Source organism: Methylomonas fluvii (genome assembly GCF_014850975.1).
GTDB lineage: Bacteria > Pseudomonadota > Gammaproteobacteria > Methylococcales > Methylomonadaceae > Methylomonas > Methylomonas fluvii.
Genome location: NZ_JACXST010000001.1, coordinates 1,746,807 through 1,761,534, shown reverse-complemented (window position 1 = coordinate 1,761,534; position 14,728 = coordinate 1,746,807). Strand labels below are relative to the sequence as shown.

The following is a 14,728-nucleotide window of genomic DNA, read 5'->3' as shown; positions in this document are numbered from 1 at the left end:
AACCGCGCCAGATGAAATCCAAATCTTACAAACTCACCGGTACGCCGCAGGAACAAGCAGGGTTCTGGGTATTTACTCAACATTCGGACGAATGGACAACCGCTGCCGAACAGCAGCTACAGGATTGGCTGGCACAACATGACAGCAACCGCCTGGAATATGAGCGCGCGCTCAAGCTTTGGCAACAGTTGGATCAACTAAAGCCCGCCTCCTTTCCGGCTCGGCAAGCGGCCCAGCAAATTCGGGCAAAGCGCATGCAACGCAAACAACTTGTCCGCAAAATTAAAGACACCGGGTTGATGGGCTTGCTGGTGCTGACCACGACTTTTGGTTTGAATGAATATCGGCTAACGGATCGCTATGCCACCGCAGTCGGCGAACGCAAGTCGATTGATTTGGTCGACGGCTCGCAAATTACCCTGAATACCGATACCCAACTGTCCGTGAAAATGACCGGCAACCGCCGGGTGCTTAGTCTGGCAAAAGGCGAAGTTTATGTGGCTGTGGCGCATGAAGTAGACCGGCCTTTCGATGTGATAGCCGGCAATGGCCGTATTCATGATATTGGCACCCGCTTTAATGTCTATTCGGCCAACAACACAACACAAGTCACCGTCGCCGAAGGGCAAGTACAGATCATTCCGGACAGCAAAATAACCGGAGCACGCTGGCTGGATCACGTCATCAGCCGTTCGGCATTTTGGCTGCACCTGAACAGCACACCGAGTAACGACGAAAGCCCTACATTGGTAGTAGGCCAGCAAATTAGCTACAACGACCAAGGCCAAGTCAATGCGCCGATTGCCACCAATGCCGCCAACGTCATTGCCTGGCAAAGTGGCCGGCTGGTATTTGAGATGGCGCCTTTGGAAGCCGTGTTAAGCCAGGTGCAGCGTTATCACAAAGTAAGCTTCCAATACAGCGGCGAAGCAATTAAACAAATCCGGGTATCGGCAAGCTTCGAAATCGACAACCTGCCCAAAATACTCAACACCCTACAAGCGGCATTACCGATCAAAACTCAGCAATTGCAAGACGGCAAGATTATGATTTCGACGAACCAAGGTTAACAGGCATACAAACCAGCACCTTGCCCCAAGAGGCTGATCAGCCCATCATGTTTAAAGCCAAGGATTCAGCACCTCAATACCTGCGTTGCTGAAGTCTCGAACATTACGAGTAACCAATCGACAGCCATGCGCTCGGGCAGTCGCGGCAATGATCGAGTCAAAGGCAGCTAGAGATTTCCCTTGTGTCTCTGCCTCAACCGTCATTTGCGCCCACACCTTTGCAACCCTGGCGTCGAATACCAAAATCCGATCTTCAAAACCGATCTCCAATTCCTGTAGCCATAGCGTAAGCTCAGATTGGCGCTTGGATTCTGGCAACCGGTTAACACCACGCTGCAATTCGGCCAAAGTCATCGCGCTAATGCAAAGCTCGTGCGCTTTGCTTGCTTCAAACCACTGTAGGACTTTGGCATCGGGCTTACTCTTGACTAACTCAGAGAGCGCGCAAGTATCCAACATATATTTCACAAAGCCAGATCCCGAATCACTTCCGTGGATCGTTCCAACACTAACGCCTCACCGCGTGGCGCATTGAGCAGGCAGTCCTTCAAACGCGGCAATTGACCGCTTAAGCGCCGATAATCGTCAACGGCCAAGATGACAACAGCCTCTTCACCGCGTCGAGTCACCAGTTGCGGGCCTTCTTTCAGGCTGAGCTCCACCACCTCGCTGAATCGGCTCTTCGCCTCTTGTAACTGCCAAGTATGCATCTATCTCTCCTGTCCAGTCTGACCAGTTGTTAGTATGAGCTTTATAAAATGGTGTGTCAAAACACTAATCAGCCATCAAAACATGCGTAGCCATAGAGCAATCAAAGCCCCAAGGCATCCCATTCATCGAGCATTTTCAAAGCCTGTTTCGCATCGCCGCGCAGTTGTGCCGCCATAAACCGTTGCCTGGCTTCATGGGTCAACGCAAATAAACTGTTGGTAACAATGAAAGACTTGCGTTGGTTGGCGTTCCTAAGCTGAACAATTAATAACGGGTGACTACAAATACCAAACAAAATTTTTTCAAAAACCCTAAGCCAAGCTGACCAGATTTTCGGCGCTGAGCTGTCTTACTTTATGAGCCGGAATGAACGGCACAGACCATTCAGCTATCAGAGGATCAAGAATGAAAAAATTCACCTGGAAACCGCATCGCAGTCTGCTGGCACTGACTATCTTGTCTGCAACAGGCGCGGTGCTTGCCGAACCACAAATCCATCACCCGAGCATTGCCCCGCAAAGCATCAGCGAAGCATTAAAAGCACTGGCAGCGGAAACCCACATCCAAATATTCAGCGATGGTGACGCGCTGAAAGGCAAGCAAACCAGCGGCATTCAAGGTGACTTTACCGCCAAAGAGGCCTTGCAAAAATTACTGACCGGCACGGGTTTGACCTATACCTTTACGGCAGAGGATGCGGTGGCGGTAAAGGCGGCGGAAACGGGAAGCAATGCAGCATCGACTTTGCCGGCTGTGACGGTGTTGGGCCAGACGATCCAAGACACCACCGATCCTTACAACGAAGACTACCGGTTAACCAAGGTTAACACGGCCACCAAAACCAATACGCCGATTATGGAAACGCCGATGTCTATCAAGGTTGTGCCTAGAGCTGTGATGGATGATCAGCAAATTGTCTTATTTGACGACGCAGTTATTCGAAATGTAAGCGGCGTACAGCGTAATTTCGACTTCGGCGATTTGTACCAAGGCTTTATTGTTCGTGGTTTTAGTTTAGGGGCAAACATTTACCGGGATGGTCTCAGGCAAAACACGGGCTACTTCGAGCCTGCTGGCATGGAGCGGGTTGAGGTTTTGAAAGGGGCGGCAGCCATGCTGTATGGCCGTACTCAGCCCGGAGGCTTGGTTAATTACGTTACCAAGAAACCACTGGATAAAGCGCACTATTCTCTGCAACAACAGTTCGGTTCTTACGACTTATATCGCACTACGGCGGACGCGACAGGCCCAATCAACGACGATAAGTCATTGCTATACCGTTTAAACATTGCCTATTCGAGCAATAACTCGTTCCGCGATTACAACGAGAACGAGCGGATTTATGTCGCTCCGTCGTTGACTTGGCGCCTTTCCGATCAAACGGAGATGACGGTACAGCTCGAACACCAGCATGACGATTATGTGATGGACTTTGGCATTCCCGCTGTCGGCAACCGACCGGCGCAGGTTCCCAAAAGTTTTTTTGTCGGCGATGCCGCGGTTAACAATAGCTCGATGGATAGCAATCAAATCGCTACGATCATTTCGCATCGCTTCAATGACCATTGGAAGATAGAACACAAATTCAATTGGCATCAATGGACGCACGAATTCAACTCTATTTTCCCGGCGGGCAACATCAATGCCGACCAGCAAACGATCAATCGGGCCTTGATGACCGGGCCCACGGACAGGGAAAGTTTTGCCACCAATCTGGATATTTCCGGCGAGTTCAAGACGTTTGGCGCTCAGCACAAACTCTTGATAGGGGCTGACTACTTTAAGCTTAAAACAGATACCTATGACAACCATTGGACTTACGGCGTGATACCAGCATTGGATATTTTTAATCCCAATAATCACATGCTGGATGCCAATGCGGTCAAGGCCGTGCCTAACGACTTTTGGTGGCAGGAAAAAGATCAATGGTATGGCGTTTACGCGCAGGACCAAATCACCCTGTGGGATAAATTGCATTTCTTGGTCGAAGCACGTTACGACATCCTGGACTACGGCACCGGTTGTTGCTCCGAACCGATTAACATCGACGATCACGAAGACAATAGATTGAATCCTCGCTTCGGCATCGTTTACCAACCCTGGAAATGGCTGTCCTTATTCGGCAATTATGTGGAATCCATCGGCACCAATAACGGCTTAACCCCTACGAAAACGGTCAATAAGCCGGAAATTGGCACTCAATATGAGGTGGGATTCAAGACCGAATTTTTCGACGGCCGTTTGTCGTCCAATCTCGCCTACTACCATTTAACCAAGGAAAACATGTTAACCGGCGTGCCTGGCCTGCCCTACAGAACTTCTGTCGGTGAGGCAAGAAGCCAGGGGATAGAGTTTGACCTGACCGGCGAACTCACCGACTACTTGAGCCTGCTCGGCACTTATGCCTATACCGATGCGATCTTTACTAAAGACAATGGATTTGCCCCCTGGGGAATGGCATCCAAACAAGGTAATCGTTTACCTAATGTCCCAGAACACTCAGGCAGCTTGTGGCTGACCTTTCACCCAGATGACCGCTTTAAAATCGGTGCCGGTATGTTTGCCCAAGGCCAGCGCGCAGGTAACGACAATAATACCTATGACTTACCCGGCTTTGTCCGCGTAGATGCCATGGTGGCGTATAACTGGAAGATCGCCGGTTCGAAGTTGATTACACAATTCAATGTCAACAATCTGCTGGATAAAGATTATTTCCGAGGTTCACGTGTAACGGATAGTAGTGGAGCCTTGCCGGGAGAACCTATCTCATTTATCGGATCATTGCGATTGGATTACTAACTTCAAAATCATCTGTTTGCTCGTTTACCACTCGCGCTGGGTAGGACCGTAGGTTGAGATAACGAACCCCAACATTTTTAACCGGTTTGGGCCCTGACTACCATTGAACCCAATATCTCGCTTTCATGGTCGGTTGGCGGCTGGGCGCTTGCCGTGTTGGGGTTCGTGCCTCACCCTAACCTACGTTCGTCCAAAAGGGATTATTTTTAGATCATTGCTGCGTTGCCGATGACTTGCGCTCCAGCCGAATGGTTTGTCCGCGTTCACAACTGCTGAGGCACAGCTTTAAAAGCGGTAAATTTTTTGATACAAGCCGATGAACAACCATTACCCGCCCTTAACCGCCGCGTACTTGCGCCACCAAACCGAGCTACAACGATTTCTGTGGCGCCAGGTCAATTGCCGGGAAGCGGCGGCGGACTTGCTACAAGATACCTTTCTGCACATCGCCGACTATCCGGGGCAAGATATCATTGCCAACTGCCGGGCGTTTTTATACCGGGTGGCGGGCAATCTGGCCTTGGATTATTTGCGCAGCCAAGCCCGGCAACAAGCGCGGGATGGTGGGCCGTTGAATGAAGACTGGCAATGTCCCTGCCCTTTACCGGAGCAGTTGGTGCAAGGCGAGCAGCAATGGTTGGCGACCGAAAGCTGGCTTTGCGGCTTACCCGCGCTCAATCGGCAAATCTGGTGCTTGCGTCGTTTAGACGGCAAGCGCCATCAGCACATTGCCGCCGAATTACAAATTTCGGAACGTCAGGTCGAGCGGGTGCTGTACCAAACCGGACTAATGTTGGCCGACGCGAACTTGGATGATGGTTGACCTGAGGGGGTAACGGAAAAATTTAAGCAATGTTTGCGTTAGCCGTTGAAAGATCGTCAAAGCCGTCATGGGCATGGATTACCGAAATCCAGTGCACTCGGTGGTTTCCTGGTCCCGCCAGTCCGCTGGGACGACATCAACGATTAACGGCGCACATGGCTAAGATTTAAGCCGTCACGCCAGCTTTTTAATGCCGACAAACTTATTCCCTGCCCCCAACTCCATTTCAAAATGGCCTTGAATGCCGGTTTTGGTGAGGTAACGTTGAATATTGCCCGCTGGAAAGACGATGCGCCGGCCGTCATCGGCAATCGTCACCACGGTTTTGGCGACGCCTTGATAAACGGCCAGATATTGGTCGTAACTTAAATCAAGTTGGAAGCGAATGACTTGATTAGCCATAAAAAAGCCGCGCCGGTTGACCCGGCGCGGCAAGGGAGCGTTCTAACGCATGTTTTGCAAAGCGGCGATGCGTTCTTCCAAAGGCGGGTGGCTCATAAACAAGCGTTGCACGCCACCACCATTGATACCAAACGCCGCCAATTCGCCAGGCAGTTCGGCGGGCTCATGCGCACGCTGCAAGGCGCGCAATGCGCCTATCATTTTTTGCCGGCCTGCCAAGTTGGCGCCACCGGCGTCGGCGCGAAATTCGCGGTAACGCGAGAACCACATCACCAGCATTGAAGCCAAAATCGACAAGGCGATTTGCGCGACCATTTGCGTCACGTAATACGCCGGACCGTAACCGCGTTCGGTTTTAAATACAACCCGATCCACCACGTAGCCAATGATGGTAGCGAAGAAATACACGAAGGTATTCACCACGCCTTGCATCAGGGCCATCGTCACCATATCGCCATTGGCGACGTGGCTGATCTCGTGGCCGACCACCGCTTCCACTTCATCGGCACTCATGCTGCGCAGCAGTCCGGTGCTGACCGCCACCAAAGCATTGTTACGGTTGGCGCCGGTGGCAAAGGCGTTGGCTTCCGGCGCATCGAAGATACCCACTTCCGGCATGCCGATTCCGGCTTGACGAGCTTGGCGCTCGACCACACTGATCAACCATTGTTCAGTTTGATTTTGCGGCCGCTCGATGACATGCACACCCATCGAGCTCTTAGCCGACCATTTGGACATGAACAGTGAGATCACTGAACCTGTCATACCGATGACAGCCGACATAGCCAACAGGCCTTCAATGTTCAAGTTGACGCCTTGAGCATCCAGTGCGCCTTGCAAGCCAAATATACTAAATATGATGCTGATCGCAATCATAATGGCCACGTTGGTAGCCAAAAACAGCAATATTCTCATCATGGCGTAACTTTCCTGTGTTGTTATAAAGTGGGTTTAATCTGGGGAGCCGAAAGATTAGTTTCAAGGCTATAGAGTGTTAACATCTGCCAAAGTTTACTTGAGGGACATAAAAATGAAAATTATAAAGTCGCTGTTGATGCTGTTTGCCGTTACACCGCTATGCCTGGCAGCCACCCCCGAACAAGAAGCCGTGCTGAAACAATTGCGCCTGCCGCCGGGTTTTAACATCAGAATATTCGCCGACGACGTGCCCAATGCCCGGCAAATGGCGCTGGGCGACAATGGCGTGGTTTATGTCGGTTCCCGCCAAGGTAGCGTCTATGCGGTACAGGATAAGGATGGCGACGGTGTTGCCGAACAAAAATATCTGATCATTCAACAACTCAATCTACCCAATGGCGTGGCTTACAAAGACGGCACGCTGTATGTTGCCGAAATTCACCGCATCATTCGTTTCGACGAAGTCGGCCAGCGCTTGGCCAGCCCGCCCAAAGCGGTCACGGTATTCGACCAGTTTCCCGCCGACCGCCACCATGGCTGGAAATACCTGCGCTTCGGACCCGACGGCAAGTTATACACCGCTATCGGCGCGCCGTGTAACGTCTGCGACCCGGACAAACCGATTTACGGCTCGCTAATTCGCCTGGACCCGGATGGCAGCGATATGGAAATCCTGGCGCGCGGCATCCGGAACACGGTGGGGTTCGATTGGGAAACCCGCAGCGGCCATCTGTTTTTTAATGACAACGGCCGCGACTATCTGGGCGATGACATGCCGCCGGACGAACTGAACGAATGGAACCAAAAAGGCGAACACTTCGGCTTCCCCTATTGCCATGCCGGGACCATTCCCGACCCGGAATATATAGGCGACAAGCAATGCTACAAATTCAAAGCGCCGGCCTGGAAATATAAAGCCCACATTGCCCCGCTCGGTATGCGTTTTTATACCGGCAAACAATTTCCGGACACTTATTTCCGGCAGTTGTTCGTCGCCCAGCATGGTTCTTGGAACCGCACCGTGCCGCAAGGTTACCAGGTCAATGTGGTCAAGTTCCGCGAAGGCCAAGCCTATAACGAACTCCCCTTCATCAGCGGTTGGCTGACAGCGGACGGCCAGGTACTGGGGCGGCCAAACGACATTATTCAAATGCCGGACGGCAGCTTGTTGATCAGCGACGACAGCTTGGGCGTCATCTACCGGGTAAGCTACGGCCGATGAGCGACAAACAATTTCAAATACTGGATACGCTGGTTGTCTATGAAGGCTTTTTCCGGCTGGAGCAATACACCCTGAAACATACGCTGTTCAACGGCGGTTGGAGCCCCTCTTTAAAGCGCGAATTGTTTCGCCGCGGCAATTGCGTGGCCGTGCTGCTGTATGATCCGGACCGCGACGAAGTGGTGTTGATAGAACAGTTCCGAGTCGGGGCGGTCCTGCAACCCGAACGGGCATGGCAGCTGGAAATTGTGGCCGGCGCGATTGAAACAGGTGAAACCGCTGAAGAAGTCGCTTATCGCGAAGCCCGCGAGGAAGCCGGCTGCGAGATTGCAGAACTCATCGAAATCAAACAGTTCTTCACCACCCCAGGCGGCTCCTCGGAGTGGATCACCCTGTTCTGCGGCCGGGTCGACAGCAGCCAGGTAGGCGGTATTCATGGCCTGGACGAGGAAGATGAAGACATCCGCGTCTCCGCCGTGAAATTCGACGAGGCATTTCAAATGCTGGAAGGCGGCAAGATCGAATCCGGCATCCCCATCCTCGCCATTCAATGGCTGTATATCCATCGCGAGGAATTACGTGCCCGCTGGTTGGCAGAACTTAACTCCCCCTCGTTGTAACTACCACAGTCAACCAGAGCCTAGCCCGCGAAACACAGCGGCCTGGCTCCAGTTGAACGGCTAACAGGCGATACGCCCAGGCTTTGCAGGCTATCGCGTTTGTAAAGTACCCGCCCTATCCAGCCATTTGCCGGCTTTTTCATTCAGCCAAGCTTGGGCGAACTCGTCTTTTTTAATCAGCATATCCAAAAATGCGCTGGACACGCTGGCGATGGCCGCGACTTGTTTATAACCTAAGTTCGGATCGCGGCGCTCCGTTTTACCAAATAAGCCGCCGCCCGGACCGCCACCGCTCATGCCGCGCCGCCCGCCGCCACTGTGCCCACCCAGACCGCCGCCCGCATCCATGCCGAAGTCTCCGCGCCGCACCCCGCTCAAGCCAAACCGCCCACCCAACTCATTGCCTGACAGCAAGCGATGCCCGGCGCCGCGCAATAACAACAGATATTTACCGCCGGCCGGAGCCTGTTCCCAAACCGCCGTGCGCACGGCGGCGGAACTGATGGCGTAAGGATCGTTATCTTCGCTGCCGGTAATCGTCAGCATCGGCAGACGCAAAGCCTGAAATCGGCTGCGGACATTGCCTTCCGCCAAATCCACCGACGGACTTAACACCATCGCCGCCACCGGCTTCAGTTGGTCCGCGCGCGGCAAACCGCTACCGAAATTCTCGCCCAAGGCCGCTGTGACGGTTTGCGCACCCAGGTCGTAGCCCGCCAGTATCACCTTGCTGAAGTCGGCGGACGCATACAATGGTTGCCGCAAGCCCGCGCGCGTTTGCAGCTGCGCATAGGCCCAAAAGAGCTGTGCCAAGCGGATTTTCAGATTCTCCATGCCAAAGTATTGGTGGCCGACATAACGCAATTCGCTTTCCCTGGCCGTCCGCGATTGCCGACGCGGCTTGTCACCAAACCAACCGCCGCTAGTCGGCTCCGGTCGCAACGCCATATTTTCATCAGCCAGCTCCGCATTTTCGTCGTCCGGAATCTCCTCCGGGTCATCGAAGCGTCGCTCCGCCTCCAGCGCCTTCAAGGCTTGGCTGACCAGCACCGGCTGCATGCTAAACACCAGGTAGCCGGCCTTGGCCCAGGTTTCCCGCCACAAACGCCCGGCCCTAGCGTCTTCGCCCAAACTGGGCAGATAAATAATCAACGGGTAACTTCCTGGCGTAGTCGGCCCGACCAGTTCCACTTCAATTTCTGTTTGCTGATAAATCCAGACATCGTGCGTAACATCCACCGCAAAATTCCGTGCGGTTTTGTAGCCGCCATTGCTCAGTATCTCGCTCAATTTTTCCTGCTGATCTTCCTGGCTGGGCAGCGGCGGTCTGGAGGAACAGGCGACTAACAGCATGAGCGAGCAGGCCAACAGCAATCGGCACGCTTTATCACTAGCCCAGCCCTCAAATCCCGTTCGCCGTAATGCCCTTGAGGGTACGGAGTTTTTCGAAGGGCACACCCGCCGGGGCTTGGACGCGCTCAGCCAGAACGGCATACCCGTGGTTAATAGAGCCGGGTTAATAAAAAATTTATAAGCTGGGGACATGGCTTTGCAACTCCGGCAAAAGATCGGCGACAGGTTCGAGAGCGGCATTATCGCCGACAGCAGTATCAATCGGCGCAGGTAAATTGTAAAAATGGGTAAACCCGTCTGAGCCGGCTAAAGGCGTGGATCGCGCTGCAAAACGTCCAAGGCTTGGTCGAAAGCAAATACCTCGACATGCCGCATCAAGGACGCGACACCATCGTTTCCAAAAGCTTGCCGTAATTGCTCCCGGTGGTTTTGTACATAAACTTGCGATTGAATATTACCCTCCTCCAACAATATCCGCAGGCCTTCGACCACCGCACGCAGCGCTTCCTCGGAATAGCTGGGCGGCGAAATTTCTTGAAGCGCACGCTCAGCCGGCAACACATCGAGAATCTGCGCAATGAACGAGGCGAGTTGTTCCGTCAATTGCTTGAGCGGAAGTTGCAAGGAATCGGCCGCTTCGGCCGCGCGCTGTTTTAACGAGATTTCAATGCTTTCGGCGGTCTGCCGGATGTGGGGTATTCCCAAGGTTGCGGCGCTGCTTTTTAAGGAATGCGCAGCTCTTTGTGCGGATTCCCAATCGCCCACCGCCAATAAATGCCGGATATTGTCGGCTTCGGCCGCATGCCGCTGCGCGAAATGGTGTAACTGGCGCAGATAAAAAGGCAGCTTGTTTTGCAGATTGTGTAAACCGGCCTGCAAATCCAGGCCCGGAATATTGGCCAAGCGCTCGTGCAGGGCCGCGTTGCCGTCGTTTTGCGCATCCGAGGTTTTCTGAACTCGGACTGGCTGGCTGGGCGGCAAAGGCGGCATCCAGCGTAACATCACGTCGTACAGCACCTCCGGATTCACCGGTTTGGGAATATGGTCATTCATCCCGGCGCTCAGGCAAGCGCGCCTATCTTCGTCGAAAGCGTTGGCGGTCATGGCCAATATCGGCGTCTTCTCTCGCCCCGGCATGCGCCTAATCGCCAAGCTGGCGGCGATGCCATCCATCTCTGGCATTTGCACGTCCAGCAGAATCAGGTCATACCGCTGTTTAGCGACCATATCGCAGGCTATCCGGCCATTTTCGGCCAAATCGACCACTAGACCGGCCTCTTGCAACAACTCCAACGCCACTTCCTGATTGATCAGATTGTCTTCGGCCAACAACACCCGCCGGCCTTTCAGACTGGATAGATCGGGACGCCGCGCATCCGCAGGTGCTTTTTGCCGCCAACCGGACAACACGCCGGCTATCAAATCGTGTAAGGCCGATAGCGTCACCGGTTTGGCTAGATGCCCAACAATCCCGACGCTGCGCAAGTCCTCGGCGCTGCCGTCGTAACTATAGGCGGTCACTAAGACAATTTTCGGTAAGGCCTCGCCAAGCATTTCGCCCATCCTGCGCGCGGTTTGAATGCCGTCCACCCCCGGCATCATCCAGTCCATCAACACCAAATCGAACGGTGCATCGGCTTGCTGTGCATCGACAACATTTTGCACGGCCGCCAAACCGGAATCGGCCACGCTCGCCCGCGCTTCGAACCGCGTCAGCATATGGGCGATGGCTTCGCGGGCCTCGGCCACATCGTCTACCACCAATACTTTTAAACCTTTCCGAATATCCGGCTTAGGCAATTGCAGCGCAGAACCCACGGCATACTCGAACGGCAACTCCAACCAAAACGTACTCCCGTGCCCCAAATCACTCTGCACACCCACCGTGCCGCCCATCATTTCGATCAGACGCTTGCTGATGGCTAAGCCCAAACCCGTCCCGCCGAAACGCCGCGACGTGGTGGAATCGGCCTGCTCGAAGGCTTGAAACAAACGACTGCATTGCTCAGCATTCATGCCGATGCCGGTGTCGCTGATTTCGAATCTAGCCACAATCCCCACCGGATTTTTGGCTATCAATTTAGCCCGAAACACGATGTGCCCGGCATCGGTAAACTTAACGGCATTACTGGCAAAATTAATCAAAATTTGCCCCAGCCGCAGCGCATCGCCCCGCAACACCGCCGGTAGCGCCGGGTCGATACGGTTTATCACTTCCAGACCTTTCTCGGCGGCGCGGTCGCAAATCAAGTCGTTCAAACTTTTGAAAACCTGGTCAAGATCGAAATCGCCAATGTCCAATACCAATTTGCCGGCTTCGATCTTGGAGAAATCCAGAATGTCGTTGATGATGCCCAGTAAATGCTGGGCAGCGACCGAAATTTTCGCTAGCTGCTCACGCTGCTTGGCATCCAGCGTGGTATTTTGCAGCAAATGCGTCAAACCAATGATCGCATTCATCGGCGTGCGGATTTCATGGCTCATATTCGCCAAAAAGGCACTTTTCGATACATTGGCCACTTCCGCCGCTTGCATCGCATCGGCTAGTTGTTCTGTGCGCTCAACGACCAATTCTTCCAGATGTTCGCGATAGTTCTCCAGCTCTTGAAGCATCTGTTTCTTCTCGGTGATGTCGTCCTTGATCGCCATGTAATGGCTAATCCGACCGTCTTGCTGGCGAATCGGCGCCACGATAGCCGATTCCACAAACTCGCAGCCATCCTTGCGCTTATTGATAAATTCGCCCTGCCAGGACCGACCGTGCGTTAAATTATCCCAAAGCGCCGCAAAATACTCCGGCTTGGTCTTGCCCGAGTTAAACAGACTGGCGTTTTGGCCCAACAGCTCCGAGCGCGTGTAGCCGGTAGTTTGGATCACGGCTTCATTGACATATTCGATGCGCGCCTCCAGGTCGGTGATAACGATGCTCTCCGGGCTTTGCTCGACCACCAGGGATAATTTACGCAGCGTCTCCTCCGCACGCTTACGCTCGGTGATGTCCATCAGCGTTGCCAGCAAATTATCGCCTATCGTCACCCCGGAGATGATGGCGGTGCGCACGTCGCCGTTTTTACAGGTCACTTGATATTCCAACGACTCGATCGGCGCCTGGTCCTCGGCCGCGCGCTGCTGCAAAATCTGCCAGGTGTCGAAAACCGTTTGCCGGTAAACCGGATCGGGATATGCGTTGCGCCACCAATCTTCGACGGCTGGGATGTCGGCCAAGGTATAACCAAAGGTACGGGCAATAGACTGGTTCAAAGCCAACATGGCACCGTCGGCGGCGACCAGCGCCATCGGCACCGGCGCCACATCAAACAATTTGCGGAAATTCGCTTCGCTTTCCCGCAGCGCCGCCTTAATACGTTTACGCTCAGTGATGTCGCGCACGATCTTCGACGCGCCAATGACCTTGCCGTCGCCATCCTTGATAGCCGAAATCGTCGAGGCGACCTCGATCCGGCTGCCGTCCTTGCGCACCCGCTGCGTTTCGTAATTGCTGATCCGCTCCCCGTTGAAAATCCGCTGGAGCAAGCCGGCTTCCGTGGTCACCAGTTCGGCTGGAAACAGCAGCGTAATCGGCTGACCAATAATTTCAGCGGCGCTGTAACCGAAGATACGTTCGGCCGCGCCGTTCCAACTGGTGACGATACCTTCCAAATTTTTGCCGATAATCGCATCGTCGGAAGAATTGACCAGCGCCGCCAACTGGGTACGCTCGGCCACCAGGCCCTGCTCAAGCAATACGTTCGCCGCTTTCAGAGCCTGCTCGATCCGCTCACGTTCGGCCACTTCCTGCTGCAACTGTTCGTTGGCCTCGCGTAACTGAGCCGGACTGGGCAATTGCAGCGCTTTGGGAATCAGCGGTATCAGCACCGCCACCGTCACCACCGAGACTATCGCCGTCACCACTTTTGCAAAAGCATCTAGTCCGTAAAGTGGTTCCCAAATCACTACGACATCCATCAGGTGAGTCGTACCGCAGGCCAGAATAAACACCACAAACAGCCATAACACCCGGACATACGGAAAATCCTGCCGATGCCGCGCGAAATAACCCAAGGCAACCGGCAGCAAAAAGTAAGACAGAAATATCAGGCCATCGCTGATCACGAAGGTCCACAACAAACCCGGCGACCAGCTCAGGCAATAGCCATGCGGCATAAAATTATTGTCGGTCAGAAACCTTAGAATTTCATTCATAGCAGGAAGGTCGGTAATAGTGATTGCGCGATTTAGGGAACTCGAACGACATACCGTCGCCGCGTAATCCGTTTGCTAACGAATAACCCGCATTTGGGTTCTCTAAATTCGATACAGCTAAACATAGCAGCTAGCCAAAACTGCGTAAGGTTTAGCCATTTTTTATGTGGAATTAAATACCGACAGCAGGCCGATGGTTGGCGGATACGCCTCGATTATTAACCCGACCCTATTTATCACGGGTATGCCGTTCGGTAGACTCAAGGCCAAGGGTATTTAAGGGCCGGGTAAATAAAACCGCCTGGGTTGTGAAGCCCTACCTGGACGATAACGCCAACGCAGTCGCTTTCACGAGGCCGTGGCGGGAGACATGGGAATACGGCGCGGCTGATGCGGTTGATCGCCGCGTCGTAATGACTTCAATGAGGCCCCGGCGGGAGGCCGGGGAATGCGTAATATCCATGATTTGTAACGGTAAGTAATCGGCCAGCTTCAATGAGGCCCCGGCGGGAAGCCGGGGAATGCAATTCAACGAGCTGAATCACGGTCGAGAGTTCAAAGTGCTTCAATGAGGCCCCGGCGGGAAGCCGGGGAATGCAGCCGCGTG

Annotated in this window: 11 protein-coding genes and 1 CRISPR repeat array (1 of these 12 running past the window's edge); of the genes, 5 read left to right on the top strand and 6 right to left on the bottom strand. The window is 53.7% G+C overall.

The genetic code is table 11. The annotated features are described in order from the left end of the window. The first annotated feature begins 11 nt into the window (after positions 1-11). Positions 12-1,070 carry a FecR family protein gene (locus EBB_RS08390; protein ID WP_192393287.1) on the top strand — a complete coding sequence of 353 codons (1,059 nt, stop codon included), beginning with the start codon at positions 12-14 and terminating at the stop codon, positions 1,068-1,070. A 51-nt stretch (positions 1,071-1,121) separates the two neighbouring features. Here EBB_RS08390 and EBB_RS08385 read toward each other — a convergent pair whose 3' ends face one another. Then, positions 1,122-1,529: a type II toxin-antitoxin system VapC family toxin gene (locus EBB_RS08385; protein WP_225587363.1), complete on the bottom strand. Its 408-nt coding sequence runs from the start codon at positions 1,527-1,529 to the stop codon at positions 1,122-1,124. Positions 1,530-1,534: 5 nt separating this feature from the next. Beyond that, positions 1,535-1,780: a type II toxin-antitoxin system Phd/YefM family antitoxin gene (locus tag EBB_RS08380; RefSeq protein ID WP_033157050.1), complete on the bottom strand. Its 246-nt coding sequence runs from the start codon at positions 1,778-1,780 to the stop codon at positions 1,535-1,537. A gap of 406 nt (positions 1,781-2,186) precedes the next feature. Between EBB_RS08380 and EBB_RS08375 the strand changes: the two genes are divergently transcribed. Next, the gene (locus EBB_RS08375) at positions 2,187-4,580 is read left to right on the top strand and encodes a TonB-dependent siderophore receptor (protein WP_192393285.1); all 2,394 of its coding nucleotides are present in this window, start codon (positions 2,187-2,189) and stop codon (positions 4,578-4,580) included. Positions 4,581-4,896: 316 nt separating this feature from the next. Beyond that, positions 4,897-5,403 carry an RNA polymerase sigma factor gene (locus tag EBB_RS08370; RefSeq protein ID WP_192393284.1) on the top strand — a complete coding sequence of 169 codons (507 nt, stop codon included), beginning with the start codon at positions 4,897-4,899 and terminating at the stop codon, positions 5,401-5,403. A gap of 174 nt (positions 5,404-5,577) precedes the next feature. Here EBB_RS08370 and EBB_RS08365 read toward each other — a convergent pair whose 3' ends face one another. Together EBB_RS08365 and htpX are read right to left on the bottom strand one after the other, a co-directional pair. Next, positions 5,578-5,805 (bottom strand): DUF2835 domain-containing protein, encoded by a 228-nt coding sequence (locus tag EBB_RS08365; protein WP_192393283.1) that lies wholly within the window; start codon positions 5,803-5,805, stop codon positions 5,578-5,580. A gap of 42 nt (positions 5,806-5,847) precedes the next feature. Further along, entirely contained in the window at positions 5,848-6,723 is an 876-nt protein-coding gene (gene htpX / locus EBB_RS08360; protein WP_192393282.1) for a protease HtpX, read from the bottom strand. A gap of 112 nt (positions 6,724-6,835) precedes the next feature. Here htpX and EBB_RS08355 point away from each other — a divergent pair, with 112 nt between their 5' ends. After that, complete coding sequence (locus EBB_RS08355; protein ID WP_192393281.1) at positions 6,836-7,945, top strand: PQQ-dependent sugar dehydrogenase; 1,110 nt, start codon at positions 6,836-6,838, stop codon at positions 7,943-7,945. Then, positions 7,942-8,565: an NUDIX domain-containing protein gene (locus tag EBB_RS08350; protein WP_192393280.1), complete on the top strand. Its 624-nt coding sequence runs from the start codon at positions 7,942-7,944 to the stop codon at positions 8,563-8,565. The genes EBB_RS08355 and EBB_RS08350 overlap by 4 nt, the downstream gene beginning before the upstream one ends. A 90-nt stretch (positions 8,566-8,655) precedes the next feature. Here EBB_RS08350 and EBB_RS08345 read toward each other — a convergent pair whose 3' ends face one another. Together EBB_RS08345 and EBB_RS08340 are read right to left on the bottom strand one after the other, a co-directional pair. Beyond that, positions 8,656-9,918, bottom strand: a complete 1,263-nt coding sequence (locus EBB_RS08345; protein ID WP_192393279.1) for an alpha/beta hydrolase — start codon at positions 9,916-9,918, stop codon at positions 8,656-8,658. Between the two features lie 306 nt (positions 9,919-10,224). Next, positions 10,225-14,121, bottom strand: a complete 3,897-nt coding sequence (locus EBB_RS08340; RefSeq protein WP_192393278.1) for a PAS domain S-box protein — start codon at positions 14,119-14,121, stop codon at positions 10,225-10,227. Between the two features lie 416 nt (positions 14,122-14,537). Then, a CRISPR array of direct repeats spans positions 14,538-14,728; the repeat unit is 36 nt; unit sequence GCTTCAATGAGGCCCCGGCGGGAAGCCGGGGAATGC (it continues 1,221 nt past the right edge of the window).